At 49.1% G+C, this 24,316-nt stretch carries 19 protein-coding genes; 10 read left to right on the top strand and 9 right to left on the bottom strand.

The window, feature by feature from the left end; genetic code table 11:
- Positions 1-56 precede the first annotated feature (56 nt).
- Positions 57-2,033 carry a tetratricopeptide repeat protein gene (locus tag BMW65_RS15100; RefSeq protein WP_090606606.1) on the bottom strand — a complete coding sequence of 659 codons (1,977 nt, stop codon included), beginning with the start codon at positions 2,031-2,033 and terminating at the stop codon, positions 57-59.
- A 96-nt stretch (positions 2,034-2,129) separates the two neighbouring features.
- Between BMW65_RS15100 and BMW65_RS15095 the strand changes: the two genes are divergently transcribed.
- Positions 2,130-2,879, top strand: coding sequence for a LytR/AlgR family response regulator transcription factor (locus BMW65_RS15095; protein WP_245747658.1), 750 nt, complete (start codon positions 2,130-2,132; stop codon positions 2,877-2,879).
- Positions 2,880-2,942: 63 nt separating this feature from the next.
- The gene (locus tag BMW65_RS15090) at positions 2,943-4,355 is read left to right on the top strand and encodes a sensor histidine kinase (protein WP_090606603.1); all 1,413 of its coding nucleotides are present in this window, start codon (positions 2,943-2,945) and stop codon (positions 4,353-4,355) included.
- On the opposite strand, the gene BMW65_RS15085 is transcribed toward BMW65_RS15090, so the two are convergent.
- Positions 4,352-5,155, bottom strand: coding sequence for a murein L,D-transpeptidase catalytic domain family protein (locus BMW65_RS15085; protein WP_245747657.1), 804 nt, complete (start codon positions 5,153-5,155; stop codon positions 4,352-4,354). The two genes, BMW65_RS15090 and BMW65_RS15085, sit on opposite strands and share 4 nt — an antisense overlap.
- A 66-nt stretch (positions 5,156-5,221) precedes the next feature.
- Complete coding sequence (locus tag BMW65_RS15080; protein WP_090606601.1) at positions 5,222-6,253, bottom strand: L,D-transpeptidase; 1,032 nt, start codon at positions 6,251-6,253, stop codon at positions 5,222-5,224.
- A gap of 183 nt (positions 6,254-6,436) precedes the next feature.
- Between BMW65_RS15080 and BMW65_RS15075 the strand changes: the two genes are divergently transcribed.
- Genes BMW65_RS15075 through BMW65_RS15060 form a run of 4 tightly spaced genes read left to right on the top strand, consistent with a single transcriptional unit; the run spans position 6,437 to position 9,048 of the window.
- Positions 6,437-6,784, top strand: coding sequence for a YciI family protein (locus tag BMW65_RS15075; protein WP_090606600.1), 348 nt, complete (start codon positions 6,437-6,439; stop codon positions 6,782-6,784).
- A gap of 38 nt (positions 6,785-6,822) precedes the next feature.
- On the top strand, positions 6,823-8,055 hold the full coding sequence (locus BMW65_RS15070) for an RNA polymerase sigma factor (RefSeq protein WP_245747656.1): 1,233 nt from the start codon (positions 6,823-6,825) through the stop codon (positions 8,053-8,055).
- Entirely contained in the window at positions 8,052-8,459 is a 408-nt protein-coding gene (locus BMW65_RS15065; RefSeq protein WP_245747655.1) for a DoxX family protein, read from the top strand. Before BMW65_RS15070 ends, BMW65_RS15065 begins: the two co-directional genes overlap by 4 nt.
- Positions 8,460-8,481: 22 nt before the next feature.
- A complete protein-coding gene (locus BMW65_RS15060) occupies positions 8,482-9,048 on the top strand; it encodes a DUF4256 domain-containing protein (protein ID WP_090606893.1) in 567 nt (188 codons plus the stop codon).
- A 9-nt stretch (positions 9,049-9,057) separates the two neighbouring features.
- On the opposite strand, the gene BMW65_RS15055 is transcribed toward BMW65_RS15060, so the two are convergent.
- From BMW65_RS15055 to dnaG, 5 genes are read right to left on the bottom strand one after another with little or no spacing between them, the layout of a single operon-like run.
- The gene (locus tag BMW65_RS15055) at positions 9,058-9,744 is read right to left on the bottom strand and encodes a potassium channel family protein (protein WP_090606598.1); all 687 of its coding nucleotides are present in this window, start codon (positions 9,742-9,744) and stop codon (positions 9,058-9,060) included.
- A gap of 17 nt (positions 9,745-9,761) precedes the next feature.
- Entirely contained in the window at positions 9,762-11,540 is a 1,779-nt protein-coding gene (locus BMW65_RS15050; RefSeq protein ID WP_090606597.1) for a TrkH family potassium uptake protein, read from the bottom strand.
- 10 nt (positions 11,541-11,550) lie between these two features.
- On the bottom strand, positions 11,551-12,609 hold the full coding sequence (locus BMW65_RS15045; protein WP_090606595.1) for a glutaminyl-peptide cyclotransferase: 1,059 nt from the start codon (positions 12,607-12,609) through the stop codon (positions 11,551-11,553).
- A 32-nt stretch (positions 12,610-12,641) separates the two neighbouring features.
- Entirely contained in the window at positions 12,642-13,007 is a 366-nt protein-coding gene (locus BMW65_RS15040; protein WP_090606593.1) for a YraN family protein, read from the bottom strand.
- A 1-nt stretch (position 13,008) separates the two neighbouring features.
- Positions 13,009-14,949: a DNA primase gene (dnaG, locus tag BMW65_RS15035; RefSeq protein WP_090606592.1), complete on the bottom strand. Its 1,941-nt coding sequence runs from the start codon at positions 14,947-14,949 to the stop codon at positions 13,009-13,011.
- 248 nt (positions 14,950-15,197) lie between these two features.
- On the opposite strand from dnaG, the gene BMW65_RS15030 reads away from it, so the two are divergent.
- Positions 15,198-16,577 (top strand): nucleotide sugar dehydrogenase, encoded by a 1,380-nt coding sequence (locus tag BMW65_RS15030; protein ID WP_090606590.1) that lies wholly within the window; start codon positions 15,198-15,200, stop codon positions 16,575-16,577.
- Between the two features lie 16 nt (positions 16,578-16,593).
- On the opposite strand, the gene BMW65_RS15025 is transcribed toward BMW65_RS15030, so the two are convergent.
- Positions 16,594-18,327: a S41 family peptidase gene (locus BMW65_RS15025; protein ID WP_090606588.1), complete on the bottom strand. Its 1,734-nt coding sequence runs from the start codon at positions 18,325-18,327 to the stop codon at positions 16,594-16,596.
- A gap of 194 nt (positions 18,328-18,521) precedes the next feature.
- Here BMW65_RS15025 and pdhA point away from each other — a divergent pair, with 194 nt between their 5' ends.
- The 3 genes from pdhA to gcvP all read left to right on the top strand — a co-directional run bounded on the left by pdhA (position 18,522) and on the right by gcvP (position 24,263).
- Complete coding sequence (pdhA, locus tag BMW65_RS15020; RefSeq protein ID WP_090606587.1) at positions 18,522-19,517, top strand: pyruvate dehydrogenase (acetyl-transferring) E1 component subunit alpha; 996 nt, start codon at positions 18,522-18,524, stop codon at positions 19,515-19,517.
- Positions 19,518-19,570: 53 nt separating this feature from the next.
- The gene (locus tag BMW65_RS15015; RefSeq protein ID WP_090606585.1) at positions 19,571-21,232 is read left to right on the top strand and encodes a pyruvate dehydrogenase complex dihydrolipoamide acetyltransferase; all 1,662 of its coding nucleotides are present in this window, start codon (positions 19,571-19,573) and stop codon (positions 21,230-21,232) included.
- Positions 21,233-21,383: 151 nt separating this feature from the next.
- Positions 21,384-24,263 carry an aminomethyl-transferring glycine dehydrogenase gene (gcvP, locus tag BMW65_RS15010; protein WP_090606892.1) on the top strand — a complete coding sequence of 960 codons (2,880 nt, stop codon included), beginning with the start codon at positions 21,384-21,386 and terminating at the stop codon, positions 24,261-24,263.
- Positions 24,264-24,316 lie beyond the last annotated feature (53 nt).

The raw sequence follows: 24,316 nt of genomic DNA, 5'->3' as shown, positions 1-24,316 counted from the left end.
TCAAAATTATTGAATATTAAATAACCCGCCGCATTGTTTTTACGGTGCGCCAAGCCTCACATCAACGGCAGCGTCAGGCGGGCTTCAGTACCCAGCTGTCCGTCATGGCTATGCGTTGCATAGCTTAGCGTCGGCGCGGATTCCGGATAGGTGAGGCCGATAATTTCGAGCCGTTCGCGGATACCCGCGATACCCATGGACTTTTCCTTAAAGGGTATAGTCGCCGCCTGTGTGCGGCTATGGTGCAGGCCCACACCATTGTCAGCCACACAGATCACCAGCTGGCACTCCTGCCTGGTGATGGAAACCTTGAGCACTCCCCTATACCCTTTCACATGGCGCAAGCCGTGATGGATGGCATTCTCAACAAGGGGCTGGATAAGCATCGGCGGCAGCAGGGTTTTGCTGAGATCCAATGCCGAATCGACCTCAAAGTGGCAGTCAAATGCTTGGTCAAAGCGCACCATCTCCAACTCAATGTATTGCCGTATCGCTTCCCATTCGCGATCTGCGCTCACCAGGCTATGCGTGGAGTTTTCCAGCACCAGCCGTGTCAACTTGGCAAAGCGCTGCACGAGCTTACTCGCCGTCCGGGCGTCGCTTTCCAAAATGTAAAATTCAATGGAATTGAGCACATTGAAGATAAAGTGTGGGTTCATCTGCGTACGTATCGCTTTCAGCTCACTCTCCGATAGCTGCTGCTGGAGCAGTAAAGCCTCCGTTTGCTGCGATAGTTCTTGCTCACGTAGCTCATTTTTCATCCGTACTGTGCGCAGCCGTGCACGATTCAGCAGGTAACTACCCAGTGCCACCAGCAATGCCAGCACCAAGGCACCGTAAAGCCACAGCTGCCGCATCTGCAAGTTGTGTACTTGTTGCTGTTGCAGGTATCCCTGTTCTTTGAGGTCAAAGTCATACTGTAGCTCCAGTCGGGTGAGCTCCTTTTGGTTCGACGCGTCGCCTATGCTGTCCTGCAATGCCGTATACAGCTTCTGGTAGTAAAGTGCACTGTCATACACCTGTCGTTGCTCAAAATACGCGCTCAGGTTTTGGGCGATATCCCGGCGAATCACGGGTACTTCCAGTTTTGCCCCCAAGGCAAGACCCCTCGCGAGATACCGATAGGCTTCCGGCAGGTTGCCCAGCGCCAGGTAGTTTTCGCCCAGGTTATTGGCGTTGTACGCCAAGCTGCGTTCATTGCCGAGCTGCGTATTGAGCGCCCATGCCCGCAGTGCATAATCTTCCGCGTGGTGATAATCTTCTAAGCCAAAGTATGCCACTCCCAAGTTGCCATAAATCCGGGCGCTATTTGTGGGATCGTTTATGGCCTCGTTTAGCCGCAGGGCGCTATCCAAATAACGGACACCATCGTGGTACGCCTTGCGGTCTACGTAAGTGACACCAATATTCATCACGGATACGACTTCCAATGGCTTCAGCTGGTACTTCATGCTCTCCTCATGCGCTTTGCCAAAATATTCGATAGCCTTCTCATAGTTTTTGAGCTCGGCATAGATGGAAGCCATGTTGTTGTAGATCAGCGGGGCATTCGGATTGCCGATATCGGTAAACAGTTGCGCCGCTTCCTGATAGTTTTTAAGGGCCAGGGGGTAATTGTTTTGGTGCTGATGCACCAATCCGATGTTGCTGATTGCTGCGGCCATACCCGCTTCATGCTTATTCACTCGTTCAAGCGCCAGCGCCTTTTCCAGCAATGCCAGCGCATCATCGTACTTGGACATCACCACGAGCGCCACCCCTTTGCGCAGGTACGCCCCCGCAAGCAATCGCTTGTCCTCCAAGCTGCCTGCAAAAGAGATTGCCTCTTCGGCATACGCCATGGCCTTGGCAGGATCGGTGGTATGGAGCGCAAAACTAAGTTCATTTAATAGTGCCGCCCGTCGGGCATCTGGAGCCGGATGTTCTTCCAGCAGCACGCGCAACGAGTCGTACTTGTGTTGTTGGGCGAATGCAGCGAAGGAATGTGCTGGTACGCCCAACATGGCCGCCAATACCAGGTAGATTGGTTTCATGCCTCTTTTGCCTGCTAAATAATCAGATAAAAAAACGGAAAAAAACGCAGAAGGACAAAAAATATATAAATCGTACCGGACGATAATTATCTTTGTTTGACAGAACCCATTGACAAAATGCTCAAGGCGGTGATTTTGGATGACGAACCACACAGCAGCAGTTTGCTGCGCCACAAGTTGCAGAACATCGACGCCGGCATCCAGGTGGTGGCTGTGTTTGGTGACCCAGCGCAAGCACTGTGCGAAATTAATGCACAGCAGCTGGACGTGCTGTTCTTGGATGTGGAGATGCCGGGCATGAACGGTTTCCAGTTTCTGGAGCGCTTGGGAGGGTTTGATTTCGAGGTTATTTTCACCACAGCACATGATTCATATACGTTGGAAGCGCTCCGCCTCAGTGCGGTGGACTATTTGCTCAAACCCATTGGAGATGAAGAGCTGGAAGAAGCCATTGCCCGCCTTAAAGCACGAACAGCTCGAAAAGCTTCGATAGCACCTAAACCGGCTCATGCGTTTGCCAGCATGCGGCTATCGCTGTCTACTGCCGAGGGCGTACACTTCATCGAAAAAAATCAGATCATCCGCATCGAAGCCATGAGCAACTACTGCACATTTTACCTGGCAGGGGGGCGGAAGATCATGGTGTCCAAGACTTTGAAAGCGTTTGAGGCTGTACTGGTTGGCGACGCTTTCGTGCGTGTCAATCGTTCGTCGGTAGTCAACCTGCATTACATCAACCGGTATCGCAAAGGCAACGGCGGCACCCTGGAGCTGGCAGACGGCATGGAAATCGAGGTGTCGCCCCAACGGAAGGAAGCATTGATGGCCATCCTCTTCAGCGGTTGACAAGCAGCCCTAAATGTTTTCAGCTATGTTTATAGATTGTGTTTATACGTTGAAAAATCACTATTGAAAGGCAAACGCACCAAATTGATTTTTGTGTCGCTTAGGGCACGTTGGCGGGAACTAGTGGGAAAACCGGACGAATTACCACGCGAAAGCCGGGGCTTTAACGTGGTATCACTATACATGATCGTGCTGTTGGCAATTTTGATCCCGCTAGACTTTTACCTTGGCCTATGGCAAATCGCGGTCGTTTTGATGGTGACCGAAGTAATGCTCGTCACGATGTTCTGTTTATCGCGTTACCGAGGCTTGTACCGTACAGGCTTAAACGTATATGCAATATACAGCTATGTGCTGGTCATCTTTACCTACCTTTATAACGGCGGCAGCACAGGACCGGCGCTGTATTTTTTTCTGCTGACATACCAACTCTTAATCGTATTCACCAGTCAACGGTTTCAATGGGGCTGGACGGTATTGCACCTCCTATTACCAGCCGGCCTGTTGTTGATGGAATACAGCTATCCATCAGCCTTGATTGCTGGCTACAGCTTCAGGAGCTCCCGCTTTATTGACTTGATGACGTCGTTTCCCATTATTGTCATTTGTATTTTTGCGACGACGAGCTACCTCCGCAAAGCATACGAGCGCGAACGAACAGCCGCCCAGATCCGTGCAAAGCAAATCGAAGATCAAAATGAGCGCATCCGATCCCAGAATAAATTATTGCAGAAAGCCAATCGCGAAAAAATCGAGTTGATATCCATCTTGGGCCATGACCTGCGAAATCCGATGAACGCCATTACGGGTGCCCTCGAAATCCTGGCGAAGGAAGAACTCCCCGCCGATGAACAGAAAAAACTGAAGGAAGATTTGTTGATCGCTGCCCACAATACATCCGATTTGCTCAATAATATGCTCTCCTGGGTATCCGGACAAATCAAAGGTATCAGCCCGCTGCTGACTTGGGTGGAGCCTCACCTTGTCATCGAACGCGCGTTGGCTGTGCAGGGATTCATTGCCGAGAAGAAAGGAATAATCATCCAATTGCACATGAATAAAGACATCAAAATACGTTCAGATGCTGACATGCTGGAATTGATTATCCGGAACCTGGTGAACAATGCCCTCAAGTTTACTCCCCAAAATGGCAGGATAGCCGTCACGCTGGCAGCGGATCCTGTAAGCAAACGATGTACGATTTCCGTCCGTGATGATGGCGTTGGTATGACCGATGAAGAAGTGAAAGGCATTTTTAACGGCAGTATCCAATCGGCATATGGTACCGGAAGTGAAAAAGGAATAGGCCTGGACCTGTTTCTATGCCGGGAGCTTATGTTCCGATTAAATGGGGAAATCCAACTGGAAAGCGAGCTGGGGAAAGGTTCCATCTTTTCCCTTATATTGCCGTTTCATGACACCGCCAGCTATAACGATCCAACGGATCCGATCTTGCCCGAAAAAACTACCGTTTAATTTACGGATTGGCCCATTGCCGTCTGGCCGGAATGTGCTGGCTCTTCACGCTGTGCAAGCATTGTCTTTGAAGGCTTGCCATCCGCATTTTTAAACACCTTGCTACTGGCCATGTACGCTTTGCTGCCCGCATAGATGAAGAGTAGCGATCCATTCTTGATGGTGTCAATGATCGGCTTATTTAATTCCCTGGGTAAGGCCGGACAGCCGTAGCTTCGGCCGAGCCTCCCGGTAGTGCGAATTACGTTTTCGCTGCAATAATCAGCACCATGAATGACCACTGCCCGGGCCATCGCCTGATCGTTGATGCCGCGTTCTAAACCTGCTAATCGAAGGGAATAGCCGTTTCCACCTTGGTAGGTAGCATCGGTCAGGTAAAATCCTAATGAGCTTTGCAGTGAGCCATGTTTATTGGAGAATTTAGTGGCATATTTCTCGCCACTATTCCGGCCATGGGCGACTATTGTATGAAACAGCAATTTTTTGTTTTTCATATCCAACACATACATCCTTTTTTCGGTAGAAGGCAACGTAAAATCTATCACCGTAAGGATATCTTTATTTTTGACAGAGATAGTCTTATAACCCATCATAGCCTGTTCAAATGCTTCGTAATTAAGCAAAGATTGGAGCTGCAAGCTATCATAAAGGCTTTGGGTTTCGGATAGTTCGGGGGACGGGATAATGGAGTCAATTTGCTTGGTTTTTCCTGATTGGTCGTCCCCTTCTTTGGCATAGAATGGACGGAAACCTAAACCTGCGAAAACCGCAAATATCATCACCAACAGCAACTTATTCATAGGCACACATTTTTCGTTCGGCCGCAAAGTTAGCAATAATATTGAATATCAAAGTGTTAAATAATGTCAATCAATTACGATAATCAAAGATTGCAACGTTTTTGCCCAGTCGTAAATGAATTTTGCATGCGAAGAAGCATTGCGCACACACATGTGTGACCGCGGGACGGTACCCAAAGTCGCGCTGTATTCGATGATGCTGGCATTTGGGCTTTGGGTAGGTACACCATGGATATACCCCCCGTTGGTAAAACGGTTGGCATGCGGTGCGTAGCCTTGGATGGTTTGCGTGCCATCTTTTAGGTACAACATTTTGGCTTTCTTTTCCTGGAGCACAAAAATGCCGATGGGCGTCTCCATCGAATATGGGGGCTTATGCATCCCTGTCGTGGCCGGATTCATGCTCAGTATCCGCCAAGACGTTTCTTCCAAACGCTCAATGGTGCAGACGTTTTGATTGGTCACGTCTACCACAATGACATGATTAAACGCCACGGTATCACCAATGGTCTTTATATACCTTTTCGGAACTTCCCATGTGCCTTCAAACGACAGCCCCCTTACCTTGACCATCGGAATCGTATCACTGCTCAGTAATTCGACCAACGAGCCGTCCCGGCCATAGATAATGGGGGTGGCATCATTGCCTTCCTGGTACAATGGCGCAGACTGATAACGCTCATTGCCCAACGTGTCTGACACCCGTTTATAGGCATTTCGTACATAATTGGCCACCACGGGCGCTTCCCCGTTTTTATTTTTGTAATTCTGCAATACCGCATATTGCTTGCTTTCACGCTGGAAATTATCAATATATGCCAACTTTTCTTTGATTTTATCCCATTGGAATACACGCGTGGTATCCTGGTAGGGATACTCATCCTCCAGTGTATACTGGTCAAACGTGAGATCTTTGGCAAGGTTGATATCGGCGGCTGTACGCGGGCGTTTCCGTTCTTCTTCCTCGGCTTTCCGGACTTGCTCCAATGAATCTGCTTTTCGTTTCTCGGCTTCTTCCTGTAGATTGGCACTTCTTTCCCGGCATGAAAAAACAAACGGCACGGAAAGAAAAACGATGAAGAATAAAAATAATCTCATATGGTTGAATAATAATTTAACATCCTAATGTGCATTCCACCAAATATAATAAACCTTTGCATTCAAACCATTGCTGGAAGAAAGTGCTACTTAAAAAAAATATTTTTCCGAACTTGTCCAATGTTGGCTGACTCGATCCTTATAGTCATGTAATTCGTAATTCAATAACTTAACATCAAAGCCATGAAAGAGTTTATGTTTCTTTTTCGCCTCCCTTATCAAGTTGATGACAGTGAGGTAACCCCAGAAAAAATGCAGGAGCTGGGAAAAAAATGGAATGACTGGGTGGGCGATATCGCCGCGCAGGGAAAGGTTGTAAACGCCGGGCCACGGCTCGAATCCACGGGCAAAGTGCTGAAGCAACGTGGCGTGGTGACCGATGGCCCCTTCGTAGAAGTGCGTGAAATGCTGGGGGGCTTTTTGCGGATCAAGGCCGATAGCCTGGAAGAAGCCACAACGCTGGCCCACGGCTGCCCAGCCATTGATCAAGGTGGCAGTGTCGAAATCAGGCCGGTCTATGCGCAACATTAATTGAGAACCACGGTCTTCCAAGTGGGTTTTCGCATTTGATGATGAGCAACGAAGCCGGAATTATATCCACCTTGTTCCGCGAGGAATTCGCTAAAATGGTTGCCGTGATCAGCAAACGGTATGGCCTGCAATACATAGAAACGGCGGAAGACATCGTCAGCGAAACATTTTTGACGGCTACTGAATCCTGGAATCAGAAAGGAATCCCGCCGAATCCCGTTGCATGGCTTTATACCGTTGCCAAGCAAAAGACACTTCATCACTTCCGAAGGAATAAAATCTTAACAGACAAGGTCATCCCGCAGTTGCAAACCGGACAGGAAACTGCAATAGAAATGGCTGACGTAACTTTTTCAACGCGGCACATCAAAGATAGCCAATTGCAAATGCTCTTTGCCGTCTGCAATGCGGCCATTGCAAGCGAAGCACAAATAAGCTTGGCATTGCGAATATTGTGTGGTTTCCGTATTGAGGAGATCGCCGAGGCATTTCTCACTAATAAAGAAGCCATCAACAAAAGGCTATTCAGGGCAAAAGAAAGATTGCGGACGGAAAAAATCAACATGGAGTTTCCGCCTGACAGCGAAATCAGCGACCGCCTGGACAATGCACTGCACATTATCTACCTGCTTTTCAACGAGGGATATTATTCCAAAACGCAAAATCAAATTTTGCGGAAAGAATTGTGCTATGAGGCCATGCGATTGGGTGTCTTACTGATTGAAAACGAACACACCAACATGCCTAAAACAAATGCACTCATGGCACTGATGTGTTTTCATGCATCGCGGTTCAAGGCACGACAAACCGATGAAGCGGATTTTGTGCTGTATGAAAATCAGGATGAAAGCGATTGGGACAACGACCTCATCCGTCAAGGGATGTATTTTCTCCATTGTTCGGCAGCGGGGGATGAAATCACTTCATACCATCTTGAAGCTAAAATCGCCTACTGCCACTGCACCAAAGCGGATACCAACGAAAAATGGGAAGAAGTGCTGCAACTCTATAATCAATTGCTCCTGGTCAATTATTCGCCTGCCGTCGCACTCAACCGCACGTATGCATTATACAAAGCAAATGGAAAAGAAGAGGCATTACGGGAAGCAAAGAAACTAAACCTTGCCAACAATCATTTTTACTTTGTTTTACTTGGCGAACTTTACAAAGATGTGGATAACAAAAAGGCAACCGAAAATTTTCAACGTGCATTAGCCCTTGCAAAAACCGATACGGAAAAGAAAATCATTTTAAAACGAATGCAGACATGACGACAACACAAAACCAACCTGTGGGCAGAGCAGGAAAAATCACGTATTGGATTGCTACCGTTTGGCTGGCATTGGGAATGCTTTCAACGGGAATCGTACAGCTCCTAAAAACGGATGAAGAGGTGGCTGTAATGAGAAATTTGGGTTATCCACCTTACTTGCTGACCATACTCGGTATGTGGAAAATTTTGGGGGTTGTAGCGGTACTTATCCCTAAATTTGCCTTATTGAAAGAATGGGCTTACGCAGGCTTTTTCCTTGCTATGTCTGGAGCGATATTTTCGCATATCGTATCGGGCAGTCCGGCAAACGAGCTATTCGGTCCATCATTGTTGCTGGCCCTGACGGTGGCATCGTGGTATTTCAGACCGGAAAGCCGGAAAACCCGCCCAGTGATCCAATAGCAATGAGGTAAACATGAACAATATGAAGTACAATAAAAAGGAACTGCCGCCCGCACACCGCGAAGAGCTATTAGGCGTGTTGAAAGCGCGTTTTGAGAAAAATAAACCCCGCCACCAAGGTATTGAATGGGCGGATGTACAAGCAAAGCTGGAGACAGACGCTGAAAAACTATGGTCGCTCAGCGAAATGGAAAAAACGGAGGGCGAACCGGATGTCGTTGGTTATGACCAAAAGACCGGGGAGTATCTTTTCGTTGATTGCGCTGCCGAAAGCCCTAAGGGCCGCAGAAGCATCTGCTATGACCGTGAAGCGCTGGATGCACGCAAAATGCATAAACCGGCCAATAGCGCCATGGATATGGCAGCAGACATGGGCATCGAATTGCTAACGGAAGAACAATACCGCACCCTACAGCAATTGGGCAAATTCGACACAAAGACATCAAGCTGGATAAAAACGCCCGCCAATGTAAGAAAACTCGGCGGGGCTATCTTCTGTGACCGCCGCTACAACCAGGTTTTCACGTACCATAATGGGGCAGACTCTTACTACGCCGCCAGGGGGTTTCGCGGGGTGTTGCGGGTTTAGGCTAGCCCACTAATCTCCCTTCTGGATCAAGCGGTTGATATCCTTGAGCTCGCCGAATAGTACCAGGATGTCATTTGCCTCCAATACCGTATCTGAATGAGCAATACCCGTCGCCTCTTTATTGATCTTGGGTTTGCCGTTTTTCAGTGCCTCGGTAGATTTAATGGTCGTCAGTACGATGACCTTATATTTGTTGGTCAGGTTGGCCTCTTTCAAGGTCATCCCCACATACTTATTAGGTACCTTGGTCTCAATAATGCTGTATCTATCCGATACTTTGAAAGAATCTACGATGTCAATGTTGTCCAGGCGCATAGCCAATCGATCGGCCGATTCTTCTTCCGGCATAATGTATTCGTCAATATCCATCGCCTCCAGCACCGTCCGCTGCAGGTCTGACACGATCCGGCCAATGATGCGCTTCACCGGCAGTTGCTTCAGCAATGCCGTAGTCAACAGCGAGGCCCCTTCATCTTCGCCAATGGCCACGATCACCGCATGGGCATCTTTCAATGGCAAGGCACTCACCGCGTCGATATCGGTGCTATCCATGCATACGGTGTGCGTGATTTTTTCCTTGAGTTGCTCCACTTTGGCCATGTGGTTGTCTACACCGATGACCTCATGCCCCAATTCGGTAAGCCGGATGGCCAATGATTTGCCAAAATTTCCCAGGCCCATAACAATGTATTTCATAATCAGCAGCTTTCTCCCTAAAACAAGACCTTTTCCTGCGGATAGGTAATGTTTCTATTTTTAGTGTTCTTGATCAATGCCACAAGCAACGTCAGCATCCCTACCCGTCCGATAAACATCGTAAAGGTAATAATCACTTTGCCGCCATCACTAAGGTGCGGTGTGATTCCCAGGCTAAGCCCACAGGTTGCATACGCCGAAAAGCACTCAAAGGCGATGTCCAGTAAACTCTTGTCGCCATCGGTAATCGTGAGTGCAAAAACGGAAACTCCCATAGCCAACAAAGATAACATGATGATGGCAAACGCTTTGTTGACCGTATCGTTTGAAATCTTCCGTTTAAAAAGCTCCAAATCATCCTTCCCCCTCGCCAAGCTGATGATATTCAAGAATGCGATAGCAAAGGTAGTGGTCTTGATACCGCCGCCCGTAGATCCCGGGGATGCGCCTATCCACATCAGCAACATGATAAGCATAAGGGTAGGAAACGTAAAACCCGGCATCGATGAAATCGTAAATCCTGCAGTTCGGGAAGACGTAGCGGTAAAGAATGCCGACACCCATTTCGCCCATATGCCTTCATGCTCGGCAAGTGTATGGTCATACTCCAACAGGAAAATGGCCAACGTACCGAAGACAATCAGTATGCCGGTGGCCCATGCAATCAACCGCGAATTGAAACTGATCACCCAAGCCCGGTACACAAACGACCGGCCATAAAAAATCCGCCTAAAGACATTAATGGACCACCGCTTAATAAATGTATAAGTATTCAATACAATGGCAAAGCCGAGACCCCCCATGATAAACAACAGGGCGATGATGAGCTGCAAATTGTAATTGAACCGAAGGATCGGATGGTACATCCCCTCTGCCATCGTGGAGAACCCCGCATTACAAAATGCAGATACAGCATGAAATACGGCAAAAAACAGGCGATCCCCATGCGACCTGAAATCACTGGCTTCTACGCTGAAATAAATCAATACCGCACCGACGGCCTCAAAAAAAAGTGTGATAAAGATGATCTTGAACAACGTATTAATGACCGACCCCACCTTATTGTCACCAAGGATTTCACTGTACATGAGTTGGTTTTTATAGGAAAACCCACCTGAAAAAAAATAGCCGAAGAAGCCGGTAAAGGTCATGATACCCAATCCACCCAATTGGATAAGTACCAGCAACACCATCTGCCCGAACCCGGTAAGCCTGGTGGCGACATCAATGACCGAAAGCCCGGTGATGCACACACCGCTTGTGGCCATAAATAAGGCATCAACAAAATTCAAGGGTTGGCCCGGCGTGGTGCGGGGTAGCATGAGCAGCAGTGCACCGATAAAGATAAGCGCCAAGAAACTGATGACGAAGAGAATTGTAGGATTGAAGTAGAAATTGTCAAAAAAGAGGCTGCTCTTGGATAGCTCGGTGAGAAATACAATCAAGATCCCAAAATACAGCCATTCCGCTTGTTGCAAAAACGACAACACGCCTAGCCCGGTTTGTCTTGCCAACACGACCACCACAAAATACAACAGCAGGATAGCCCCGCCATAATGTGCTGGCGCTATACGCTTTGCTACCCAAATGGATAACGCTGTACGCAGGGCGCTTAATACAGCCAAGCCATAAAACAGCCAGGTCGTGATCCGTGCAAACTGTTGGGCGGTCGCCTTGTCGGTATTGTAGCCCAAATGGAAAAGTACCGCCAGCGCACAGAGCAAACTGATATACAACATCACCCGGTCTACCGTTTTTTCCCGGTATTTGACAATGTACTTGACACTGCTTAGCATGTCGCCATTGTTAGCGTTCTACTAACTCAATATGATACAGCTTGCTCCACAACTTGCCGGTAATAAAAAGCCGATCACCCTGCCGATCGTAAGCGATACCATTGAGCTCGTTATTAAAATCTTTTTTATCAGGGTAGATACCGATAAGGTTGATTTCGCCTTCAATGCCTCCCGTCTGCGGATCGATGATTACGATAATGTCCTTTGTATATACATTGGCATATACCTTGCCATTGATATACTCCAATTCATTGATACTATCTACAGGCCCTTTATCATTATATACATCAATAAAACCTTCCTCGGCGTAAGTGTCTTTGTTAAGGAAATAGAGGCGGCTGGTTCCATCTGACTTGATGAAGCGCTTGCCGTCATAGCATAGTCCCCAGCCCTCCGGGCTTTGCCCGTATGAAAACTCCCCGATTTTGGCAAAGGTATTTTTATTGTACACGAAGCCCACCTTTTCGCGCCAGGTCAGCTGAACGATTTTGTCTCCGGCAAGGGTAAGCCCTTCGCCAAAATAACGCTCATCCAAATCGATCCGCTGCAGTATTTCGCCATTCTGGTAATTGACCTTCCGTAATGAAGATTTGCCATTCTGGCCTGAACTTTCATATCCGGTACTCTCATACAGCGCATTGTTTTCATCAAACTCAAGTCCTTGCGTGTAAGCTTTTGGATCATGGGGATATTCGTTGATGACCTTGAAGCTGTAGTGCTTAGGAGGAGGGGGTACCACCACGATATTGCTATAGGCCACCTGCTCTTCGCCACCATGGTAGAGTTTAGCACTCAGCGTGCGGCTACCAAACGCGGCTTTCTCCGTATCAAGCGTCACCGGGATACTGTCTGTCCTCCGTGCCAGTACTTCGCCATCCATAGCATATACGACCGAATCAAAAGATGAAACTTCAGTAGGAAACACCAGCTTCAATGAAACAGATTCCCCGATTTTGACAACAGTGCCTGCTTCGGGTATAGCAAAGCGGAATTTAGATGCTTGCTTCTGCGTATTGCACGACGCGATAAAAGCGAACAGCACCATGGAGCAGTAAATGAATTTGTTCATAATTGCAAACTTAGTTATTATTTTATCTCCATTCAATCCGGCCAAAATGCGTCCTTTATCAACCGTGTATCATACGTTTTGTTTTCTTCGGAGTACAGGATAGATACCACGTCAAACCGGATTTCACCACCGTATTGATTAGTGGCGATATAGTGGTTGGCTGCCCGTACGAGTTTGGCCTGCTTCGCGACATCGACAAACTCGTAAGGCATCCCATAAGCGGGGCTTGTACGGGTTTTGACCTCCACGAAAACGAGAATGTTGCCATCCTCGGCGACAATATCCACCTCAAGGTTTTTATGACGCCAGTTTTGGCAGCGAATGCGATAGCCCCGCCGCTTCAGCAATTGGATGGCCATATCTTCTCCATTTTTTCCTTTCTGAAGGTGGGTCAGCATGTTATTTGATGACTATCGTGCCTAATTTATCCGCTATCAATTTTGAAATATCTTTCAGTTTTTGATAATTAGCCAACATCAATTCCATATTGGCGGAGTCGGTTTCTATTTTCAGCTCTTCCCTGATCCGGTAAATCTGTTGTTCCACTTTCCGCTTTTTAATGCGGTAAATCGCGCCGTATACCAAGTCTTCCAAGCGCTCTGATTCATGCGAAACATATATCTTGCGCTTTTCATCGTTCCAATTGGGGCTAAGGCTATATTTGGTAGCAAGCAGGTCTACAGCCAGGTCTGCAATGCGCCGATCGGCATGTCCCACAAACACCCGTTCTTCAGGAAGTTCGTTATGTGCAATGTAATCCTTATAGATGTTGATGACGGCCAGGCATACGGGGTCATCAAAAGAAAGATCGCTCAACCCGCTAAGCAGCAGCGGAGCGATGGGGATGTCGCTATCGACTTCCCAGGCTGCCAGTTTATCTCCATAGTGGAGTAGGATGCGTATGATTTCTCGTTCTTGCAATACATCCGATGAAGCGCCCATTTCTGGTTCGCCTATTGGTGCCATCTTGGGAGAAGGCCCCGAAGTATCCGCTGGTGTAGCCAGCGGTTCGGGTTTACGGTCGGCTTTCCGTGCCTGACTAATGCGGATTTTGTTGAGCTCGGCTATCAGGATACGTTCCTCGATATCAAGCAGTGTACTGCACTCGCGCACAAATACCGATGCCTTGATGGCATCAGGAATCAATGCAATGCTATCAACTACGTCATGGATGACTGCCGCGCGTTTTACAGGGTCGTTGCCGGCGTCACGAAGGAGCACTTGGGTTTTGTAAAAGATAAAATCCCGCTGGTGCTCAGCGATATAATTTTTGAATGCAGCAGATCCAAACCGCTGCACATAGGAATCCGGATCATTGCCATCCGGAAAGAGCAGCACCTTCACATTGAGCCCTTCTTCCAGCAGCATATCGGTACCCCGCAGCGACGCCTTAATGCCGGCTTCATCGCCATCGTAAAGGATGGTCACATTTTTTGTATAGCGGGCAATGAGCCGAATTTGGCCACTGGTGAGCGAGGTGCCTGACGATGCCACGACATTCTCCACACCGGCTTGGTGCATGGATAGCACATCGGCGTAGCCTTCTACCAAATAACAATTATCGGCATCCAGAATCGGCTTTTTTGCGAAATAGAGGCCATACAACACATCCGATTTGTGATAGACCTCACTTTCGGGAGAGTTGACGTATTTGGGGGTTTTCTTATCGGTCTTCAAGGTACGGCCACCGAAACCCAGAATCCTTCCTGTGAGGTTGTGGATAGGAAACATCACCCGCCCACGGAAACGGTCGTATACACTGCCGTCATCTTTGCGGATAACCAATCCCGTGGCCTCCAGAAATTCGTCATTATATCCTTCCGCCCTGGCCTTGGTATAGAGCGCCGTCCACGCTTCCGGCGAATAGCCGAGTTCAAACTTCTGGATAATATCTTCCCGATAGCCGCGCTCTTTGAAGTAATTGAGGCCTATCGCCCGGCCTTCTTCCGTATCCCACAGGGTCTCTTTAAAAAACTTGCCCGCCCAATTGGTCACAATAAACAGGCTTTCGCGCTTATTTTGTGCGATAAGCTGCTCGGGCGTCCGCTCGGACTCTTCTACTTCAATGTGGTATTTCTGCGCGAGGTACTTGAGGGCTTCCGGATAAGAGTACTTCTCGTGTTCCATGACGAACCTTACGGAGTCTCCCCCAGCTCCACAGCCGAAACATTTGTAAATACCTTTGCTCACCGATACATTGAAGGACGGGGTTTTCTCGTTATGGAATGGGCACAAACCAATAAGTGACGTACCGCGCTTCTTCAAATCCACGAAATCGCCCACTACCTCTTCAATCCGGGCAGCATCTATTATTTTATCGATAACCTCTTGCTTAATCACACACTATCTGTTTTGGCAAGGTAAAATTAAGGAATAAGGGAGAAGTAACAAGAAGATATTGCGATTTTCCAAATGAACGCTTACAAAACTTTGCCTCAAAAATGATTATTTTCATTAGCATAAGTTGTTTTTTAAAGGCAATGAAGCTATCATGATTTATCCATTGCTGTGAGCTTTTGCAAAATCATGATGGTTTCATTACATTTGCTCCACAAATTTGCGTTCATCATCTTATTTTTTAATTACGAATGAAGATTTCTAAAATCTGCTGTATCGGTGCGGGATACGTCGGTGGCCCCACCATGTCCGTCATCGCCCAGAAATGCCCGCACATCACCGTCACCATCGTAGACATCAACGAAAAACGCATCGCCGCCTGGAACGACCCCGACCCCGCCAGGCTGCCCGTATACGAACCCGGGCTGGCCGAGGTCGTCACCGAGGCACGCGGAAGGAACCTCTTCTTCTCCACCGACGTGGACGGCGCCATCGCCGAGGCCGACATGGTCTTCATCTCCGTGAACACCCCCACCAAGACCTACGGCAAGGGAAAGGGCATGGCCGCCGACCTCAAGTACATCGAGCTCTGCGCACGCCAGATTGCCGCCGCCGCCAACTCCGACAAGATTATCGTGGAGAAATCAACGCTCCCCGTCCGCACCGCCGAGGCCCTCAAGAGCATCCTGCACAACACCGGAAACGGCGTCAGCTTCCATATCCTCTCCAACCCCGAATTCCTCGCCGAGGGAACCGCAATCCAGGACCTCCATGACCCCGACCGCGTGCTCATCGGCGGGGAAAACCCCGAAGCCGTGCAGGCGCTGGTGGACGTCTATGCCTCCTGGGTGCCCCGCGAGCGCATCCTCACCACCAACCTCTGGTCCTCCGAGCTTTCCAAGCTCACCGCGAACGCCTTCCTCGCCCAGCGCGTGTCGTCCATCAACGCCATCTCCGAGCTCTGCGAACGCACCGGTGCAAACGTGGACGAGGTGGCACGCGCCATCGGAACCGACAGCCGCATCGGCGGCAAGTTCCTCAGGGCCTCCGTCGGATTCGGCGGCTCCTGCTTCCAGAAGGACATCCTCAACCTGGTCTACATCGCGCGCAGCTATGGCCTGCACGAGGTGGCACACTACTGGGAACAGGTCATCGCCATGAACGACCACCAGAAGCGCCGATTCGCCGACAACATCGTGCAGACCATGTACAACACCGTCTCCGGAAAGAAAATCGCCTTCCTGGGATGGGCCTTCAAGAAGGACACCAACGATACCCGCGAGTCGGCCGCCATCTACGTGGCCGATGCCCTGCTCAGCGAGGAAGCCCGCATCGTGGTCTATGACCCCAAGGTGTCCGCCGGGCAGGTCTATGCCGACCTGGACTACCTCGGCACCCGAAGCCCGGAAGAAAACCGCAGGCTGGTGGCCGTGGTAAACGACCCCTACGAAGCCACCGGAAGCGCACACGCCGTCGCCGTGCTCACCGAATGGGACGAGTTCAAAGCCTATGACTGGCCACGCATCAAGGAAGGCATGATGAAGCCCGCTTTCCTCTTCGACGGAAGGAAACTGCTCGCCGCAAACAGGCTCCCGGATTTAGGGTTCCAGTATTATGCTATCGGCGAGTAAATGCGGAGAGATCTTTTTATTGGTTAATTTCCGCTACGGCTAAAAGCGTTTCAGGGCCTCCTATTGTCTTGTATTCCCCTTCACCGGCGAGAATACTGTAATACTCATTGGTGGGCGCTATCAATAAGGAACGGGCACGCTGCAATTGGGCATCGTACTTCAATGAAAATGTCGTCCGCCCATCTTTATAGTAATACCGAGAAACGATTTCGCTGCCCAATGCTTCCTTAATTTCTTCCTGATAGTTGGTCAGATCATGCTGTTTGCCAACATACACCTTACGCGCCAGTGAAGCTAACTCATTAAGGATTTCTTCGGGCTTCTTTTCCACTTCTGCCTTTATCTTCAGCTGTTGTAGCAGTGCCTCGATTTCGGTAAAATAATCATAGTCTTTACCTTCCAGAAATTGAATGAAATCTTTATACTGGGCGTCATTCACTGTATACGTGCTTGCATTGGGTATTTGTGGATGCTGTTGCTTAAATGCCGTTGCATAATCAAAAATTAAATAACGGCTCAGCAACGTTTGCGTAATAGCATTATAAGGTATTTTCTCCACCGTAATATCGGGATAAATACCACTCCCGTCGTATACCACCCTTCCTTTTTTCGTATAAAAAGCATTAATCAACGAATCGGATACCCGGGTATAATCGCCATTACTATCGCGATGGATAAAGTCTACCGCCTGTATACATCTTCCCGATGGGGTATAGTATTTCGCGACAGTGACTTTCACCAAATTGTTATAAGGAAGATTGAAGGTTTGCTGCACTAGCCCCTTTCCAAAGCTCCGTTCGCCCACGATCACCGCCCTGTCCAAGTCTTGCAATGCACCGGCGACAATCTCTGCTGCAGAAGCAGAATAGCCGTTGACAAGCACCGTCAACGGAATTTCTGATGCTACAGGTTTGGCCATGGTCCGATAGCTGTACGTTTTAGAAGCGTTCTTTCCTTTTTGGCTCACCACAAGCTCCCCTTCAGGCACAAACAGATTGACTATCTTAACAGCCTCCTGTAAGATGCCGCCGCCGTTGTTGCGTAAATCGATAATCAGCCCATTCATTTTTCCCTTTTGCTGCAATCCGTGCAATGCCTTTTCCACTTCATTAGCCGATTGTTCGAGGAATTTATCCAGTTTGATATAACCAATCCCTCCATCCAACAAGGCGATATGACTTACATTCGGTTGCCGTATGACGCTACGGGTAATGGCGAGTTCCTCGGGTTTGTCTTGCCCGGGTTTCCGTATCTGAAGCCGGATGTTGCTATGCTCTGCCCCCCTCAACAAATGGCTCACTTCAGCTGTGGTTTTACCTTTAAGCAGTACACCATTAATGCTTACCAATTCGTCACCGGTCTGTATACCCGCTTGGTCGGCTGGCTGCCCGGCGTATAGCTCTGAGATATAAATATGTCCGCCCCGCACTAAAATGGCAGCTCCTATACCCCCGTATCGTGTATCCACATATTTCAGCCGATAATCTTCAATATCGGTTTCCTGCACATATTCCGTATACGGATCAAGATCGCCCAGCATGGCATCTACCGCTGTCTTTATCAACGTATTGGGATCGGTTTCGTCCACATAGTTGAGGCTGATTTGCCGATATACTGCAGAAAAAATATCCAGGTTCTTACTGATGAGAAACAAATCATCGTTGACCGCAGCGAATGCAGAAAAAAACAGTAAAGTCACAGCTAAGGCAGTAAAGCGCTTCGCGCTTAACAAGTGTTTGTGATAATTCATTTGTGGTCTGTCAAAATCAAAAAACAAATAAAGTTAAAATAAATTGTAACGAATATCAAGAACCAACCTTCGGAAAAAGGTCAATCTCATCTAAATACTTACATATTTATGAGATATGCGGTTTCTGTAAATTGCATATAACAACAATTTTATCTAAGTTTGCCTTCCAAAAATTTGCTATTTAAAACTTTGAAATGAGTTCGACACCTATAACGAAAGAGACTTACTTGGAGTGGTATAAGTCTATGCTGCTCATGCGTAAATTTGAAGAGAAGGCCGGACAATTGTACGGGCAGCAAAAGATTAGGGGATTCTGTCATCTTTATATCGGCCAAGAAGCTGTTGTAGCGGGAGCCATGTCGGTACTGCGTCCGGAAGATTCGATGATCACTGCTTATCGCGACCATGCGCATGCCATTGCCAAGGGCGTATCAGCCAACGAAGCGATGGCCGAGCTTTACGGTAAGGCGACGGGGTGCTCCAAAGGTAAGGGGGGATCTATGCACTTTTTTAGCAAGGAGCATAAATTTATGGGTGGACACGGCATCGTCGGCGGCCAAATCCCCCTTGGTGCTGGCATTGCGTTTGCCGAGAAATATAACGGCACAGATAATGTCTGCATCTGTTACATGGGCGATGGTGCTGTGCGACAAGGAGCGTTCAATGAAGCCCTAAATATGGCTATGTTGTGGAAACTGCCCGTGATATTCGTCTGCGAAAACAACGGCTATGCAATGGGCACATCCGTAGCGCGGACCACCAACATGATCGATATCTATAAAATGGGCCTCGGCTTCGACATGCCCAGTGCACCGGTAGACGGCATGGATGTCATCGCTGTACATAATGCCATGGATGAAGCTGTCCAACGTGCACGCAGCGGTGAAGGCCCTACCTTTTTGGAAATGCGCACCTACCGCTATAAAGGCCATTCCATGTCTGATCCGGCCAAGTATCGTACCAAAGAAGAATTGGAAGAATACAAAGGGCGCGACCCGCTCATCACCACAAAGGCCGCCATCGTTGAAAAGAAATATGCCGATGAGGACTGGTTTGCAGAGGTGGAAGCCGGCGTGAAAAAGACCATTGATGAATGTGTCAAATTCGCTGAAGAATCCCCCTATCCTGAGGTTGAGGAACTGTACAAAGATGTGTACGTACAGAACGATTACCCTTTTATTTTAGATTGAGATTTCAGAAGTAGCTAAGTAACGTTTAAGTAAAGGATTAACCGCAATATAACATGGCTGAAGTAGTAAAAATGCCAAAAATGAGCGATACCATGACGGAAGGGGTCATCGCAAAATGGCACAAAAAAGTAGGCGACAAAGTCAGTTCCGGCGATTTGATAGCGGAAGTGGAAACCGATAAAGCGACCATGGACTTCGAATCGTACCAAGAAGGGACATTATTATATATTGGTCCGAAAGAAGGGGAAGCTGTACCCGTAGATGCGGTCATTGCTGTGTTGGGCGAAGAGGGGGAAGACTATCAGGCGCTATTGAATGGCGAAGGTACTCAAGGTGAAAAAGCAGAAAAAGAAACCGATGCCGCCGTTGAAGAAGAAAAGGCAGATGAGACACCCGTAGAGGCGAGCGAGGAAGGCGAGGAAGTAACTGCTGAATCCTTAGGTGCCACGGTCATTACCATGCCGCTGCTAAGCGACACGATGACAGAAGGCGTGATCGCCGAATGGCATTTCAAAGTGGGCGACACCATTAAAAGCGATGACGTCATCGCTGATGTAGAGACAGACAAAGCGACAATGGAAGTAACAGCCTATGCCGAAGGAACCCTATTATACGTCGGTGTAGAAAAAGGCAAAGCTGCCAAGGTGAATGACATTATTGCCATCGTAGGCAAAGAAGGCACCGATGTAACGCCACTGCTCAAGCAACAATCCGGGAAATCTCCAAAAGCGGAGAAGTCCGCAGCCACAACACCTGAAGCAGCAGCGGCAAAACCTGCTCAACAACCGGTGACCACGGAAGGATCGGCAAACGCATCAGCAGATTCGCGTGTGAAAGCCTCTCCTCTGGCCCGCCAGATCGCTAAAGAAAAGGGCATCAGCCTTGGCGAGGTCAAAGGTACGGGTGATGGAGGCCGGATCATCAAAAAAGACGTCGAATCGTTTACACCATCGGCCAAGCAGGCAGCAGCACCGACCCAAGCAGCGGCTGCCCAAGCCCCAGCAGCTACCATCAGCATTCCACAATATGTGGGCGAAGAGCGTTATACCGAAAAGCCCGTCACACAGATGCGAAAAACCATCTCCCGACGACTTTCCGAAACGTTTGTCATTCCGCACTTCTACCTCACCATCAAAATAAACATGGATAGTGCCATCGAGGCAAGGGCAAAAGTCAACGAGGTGGCTCCGGTGAAGGTATCATTTAATGATATCGTTATCAAGGCTGCTGCCGTTGCGTTGAAAAAACATCCTGACGTGAATGCTTCTTGGCAAGGTGATAAAATACGGTATAACGAGCACGTCAATGTCGGCGTGGCTGTAGCCGTAGAGGAAGGGTTGCTGGTGCCAGTCGTACGGTTTGCAGACGGCAAATCGCTCTCACATATTTCTGCTGAAGTGAAAGAGTTTGCCCAGCGTGCAAAAGCAAAGAAATTGCAGCCTGCTGATTGGGAAGGATCCACTTTTACCGTATCCAACTTGGGCATGTTCGGTATCGATGAGTTTACGGCCATTATCAACGCTCCGGATTCCTGCATCCTGGCTATCGGTGGCATTGACCAAGTGCCCGTTGTGAAAAATGGGCAAATCGTACCGGGTAATATCATGAAAGTGACATTGACCTGTGACCACCGTGTAGTAGACGGTGCTACAGGTGCCGCCTTCCTGCAGACACTCAAGGCCTTGCTGGAAGAGCCCGTCCGACTATTGGCATAAACTAAGGCCAACAAATGAATGTAGACCCATCGACTTCAACATCGATGGGTTTTTTGTTTTTACTCATTGAAAATCCGTATCTTTGCCCCCGAAAAACTACCGTCTGCTTGCTGGCAAGCACCATGGCTGCACCCAGGTAGTGAAACAACCCATGAGTAAGATATATTTTCAGGAAAAATTTGAAGAGCGGCACATTGGCCCCAGTGCTGATGAAACTTCCGCCATGCTAGACGCCCTTGGCGTCCAAAGCCTTGACCAATTGATTGATGAAACCGTACCGGCACAAATACGGACAAAGAAGCCGCTGGCGCTTCCTCCGGCAGTGACGGAAACGGCCTACCTGCGTCGGATGAAGACGATAGCCGACAAGAATAAGGTCTTTAAATCGTACATTGGACAGGGATACTACGATGTCACCCTCCCCGGCGTCATCCAACGCAATGTGTTTGAAAACCCCGGTTGGTACACGCAGTACACGCCTTACCAGGCAGAAATTGCACAAGGCCGCTTACAGGCCTTATTGAATTTTCAGACCATGGTCATTGACCTTACGGGGATGGAAATTGCAAACGCCTCACTGCTCGATGAGGCAACTGCCGCAGCCGAGGCCATGTTTATGCAATATGGGCTCCGGAAGAACAAGGCTGCCCAGACTTATTTCGTCGCTGAAAACATTTTTCCACAAACCCTCGATGTCTTACGTACAAGGGCGCTGTCCTACGGCATCGAACTCTCCGTGGGCAATCTCCAAGACATTCCGGATGCCGATACGATTTTCGGCGTGCTCGTACAATACCCTGCTGGCGATGGCACGATAGCCGATTACACGGCCTTGGCCGAACACCTGCACGCACGGGATATTTCCATTTGTGCCGTGGCCGACTTAATGAGCCTGGTGCTCCTTACTCCTCCAGGTGAATGGGGTGCCGATGTCGTTGTAGGCAATACACAGCGCTTTGGCATCCCGATGGGGTTTGGTGGCCCACATGCCGCTTATTTTGCCACCAAGGACGCCTACAAACGCAACATCCCAGGTCGGATCATCGGCGTAACGGTAGACTCCAACGGAGACTATGCACTTCGCATGGCGCTACAAACGCGCGAACAGCATATCCGTCGCGACAAAGCGTCTTCCAATATCTGTACCGCGCAAGCACTCTTAGCCATCATGGCCGGGTTTTATGCCGCATACCATGGCCCTAAAGGGCTACAGCAAATCGCGGAGCGCATCCATGGCCTGGCCGGGCTATTGAATAGCGCGCTCCAACAGCTGGGGTACGTACAATTGAACGAAACGTATTTTGACACCTTGCGCATAGAACTGGGCGAACTCGCCGGCCCGCTGCACGCCGAAGCGCTCAATAACGAGGTAAACCTCCTTTACCAAGATACCATCGCCAGCATCTCCATCGACGAAACGACCACCTACGAGGACATCGAAACGCTGGTTCGTAGCTTTGCCAAGCTGAAGGGTAAAACCCTCAACGACGTAGATTTAGCGGGACCAGCTTCCACGATCGCTCCAGCCATACCGGTGGCCTTGCGCCGCACCTCTGCATACCTCACCCATCCGGTATTCAATAGCTACCACTCCGAGCATGAAATGCTTCGCTATATCAAATCATTGGAAGCCAAAGACCTTTCACTTTGCCACTCCATGATTCCACTGGGCTCATGCACCATGAAGCTCAATGCCACCACGGAAATGGTACCCGTTACCTGGTCTGCATTCGGTGGCCTACACCCCTTTGCCCCCGCCGACCAAACCGGCGGTTACATGCAGGTCATCAACGAACTCAACCAGTGGCTCTGTGAGATTACGGGCTTTGCCAAGGTAAGTTTCCAGCCCAATTCGGGAGCACAGGGTGAATACGCCGGGCTTATGGTCATTCGTGCTTACCATGAGAGCCGTGGGGATACCCACCGTGACGTGGTACTCATCCCATCATCCGCACACGGCACCAACCCGGCGTCAGCTAGCATGGCTGGCTTGAAGGTAGTCGTCGTACGGTGTGATGAACGAGGCAACATCGATGTAGCCGACCTTCGTGCCAAGGCGGAGCAATATGCCGCCAACCTTTCGGCACTGATGGTAACCTACCCGTCTACACACGGTGTTTTCGAAGAGCCCATCATTGAAATATGCGCAATTATCCACCAATACGGTGGACAGGTATACATGGACGGGGCCAACATGAATGCACAGGTAGGATTGACCAGCCCCGGCCTCATTGGCGCAGACGTATGCCACCTCAACTTGCATAAGACTTTCTGCATCCCGCATGGCGGGGGAGGCCCCGGGATGGGCCCTATTGGTGTAGCCGAGCACTTGGCACCCTTCCTGCCCAACCACGCAGTAGTAGCCATAAGCGGTGAACAAGGCATCCATGCCATATCCGCCGCTCCCTGGGGATCGGCTTCTATCTTGTTGATATCACATGCTTACATCGCGATGATGGGAGGTGATGGACTTACCAACGCCACGAAATATGCCATCCTCAATGCCAATTACATCAAAGCTCGTTTGGAAGACCATTATCCCGTATTATACGCGGGAGCCAATGGCCGCTGTGCACACGAACTGATATTGGATTGCCGCTCCTTCAAAGCCGCAGGGGTGGAAGTAGGTGATATCGCCAAACGGCTCATGGACTATGGCTTCCATGCTCCTACGGTGTCGTTCCCGGTAGCAGGTACGCTAATGGTAGAGCCTACCGAATCGGAGTCTAAAGCCGAATTGGACCGCTTCTGCGATGCACTTATCGCAATACGCAATGAGATTGATGCCATTGAAAATGGTCAATCAGACAAAACGAACAACCTCTTGAAGGGTGCCCCTCATACCGTAGCGATGGTGAGTGCAGATCAATGGGACAGGCCCTATACGCGGTCGCAGGCAGCCTTCCCGCTCCCATTTGTCCGCGAGCATAAGTTTTGGCCTGCCGTAGGGCGCGTCAATGATTCGCAAGGCGATAGAATGCTTATATGCGCTTGCCCACCTTTGAGCACCTATGAGGAAGTAGAGGCCTGACAAGCTGAATGCAAAAAACCCTATTCTGGCCATAGCCAAAATAGGGTTTTGTA

Source organism: Parapedobacter koreensis, from assembly GCF_900109365.1.
GTDB lineage: Bacteria > Bacteroidota > Bacteroidia > Sphingobacteriales > Sphingobacteriaceae > Parapedobacter > Parapedobacter koreensis.
The sequence above is the reverse complement of the archived record's forward strand: the minus strand, read 5'-3'. Positions and strand labels throughout refer to the sequence as shown.

Coding starts and splice junctions, on each gene's coding strand:
- BMW65_RS15100 (WP_090606606.1), bottom strand. CDS start 2,033: ATGAAACCAATCTACCTGGTATTGGCGGCCATGTTGGGCGTACCAGCA.
- BMW65_RS15085 (WP_245747657.1), bottom strand. CDS start 5,155: ATGAATAAGTTGCTGTTGGTGATGATATTTGCGGTTTTCGCAGGTTTA.
- BMW65_RS15080 (WP_090606601.1), bottom strand. CDS start 6,253: ATGAGATTATTTTTATTCTTCATCGTTTTTCTTTCCGTGCCGTTTGTT.
- BMW65_RS15075 (WP_090606600.1), top strand. CDS start 6,437: ATGAAAGAGTTTATGTTTCTTTTTCGCCTCCCTTATCAAGTTGATGAC.
- BMW65_RS15070 (WP_245747656.1), top strand. CDS start 6,823: ATGATGAGCAACGAAGCCGGAATTATATCCACCTTGTTCCGCGAGGAA.
- BMW65_RS15065 (WP_245747655.1), top strand. CDS start 8,052: ATGACGACAACACAAAACCAACCTGTGGGCAGAGCAGGAAAAATCACG.
- BMW65_RS15060 (WP_090606893.1), top strand. CDS start 8,482: ATGAAGTACAATAAAAAGGAACTGCCGCCCGCACACCGCGAAGAGCTA.
- BMW65_RS15055 (WP_090606598.1), bottom strand. CDS start 9,744: ATGAAATACATTGTTATGGGCCTGGGAAATTTTGGCAAATCATTGGCC.
- BMW65_RS15050 (WP_090606597.1), bottom strand. CDS start 11,540: ATGCTAAGCAGTGTCAAGTACATTGTCAAATACCGGGAAAAAACGGTA.
- BMW65_RS15045 (WP_090606595.1), bottom strand. CDS start 12,609: ATGAACAAATTCATTTACTGCTCCATGGTGCTGTTCGCTTTTATCGCG.
- BMW65_RS15040 (WP_090606593.1), bottom strand. CDS start 13,007: ATGCTGACCCACCTTCAGAAAGGAAAAAATGGAGAAGATATGGCCATC.
- BMW65_RS15030 (WP_090606590.1), top strand. CDS start 15,198: ATGAAGATTTCTAAAATCTGCTGTATCGGTGCGGGATACGTCGGTGGC.
- BMW65_RS15025 (WP_090606588.1), bottom strand. CDS start 18,327: ATGAATTATCACAAACACTTGTTAAGCGCGAAGCGCTTTACTGCCTTA.
- pdhA (WP_090606587.1), top strand. CDS start 18,522: ATGAGTTCGACACCTATAACGAAAGAGACTTACTTGGAGTGGTATAAG.
- BMW65_RS15015 (WP_090606585.1), top strand. CDS start 19,571: ATGGCTGAAGTAGTAAAAATGCCAAAAATGAGCGATACCATGACGGAA.
- gcvP (WP_090606892.1), top strand. CDS start 21,384: ATGAGTAAGATATATTTTCAGGAAAAATTTGAAGAGCGGCACATTGGC.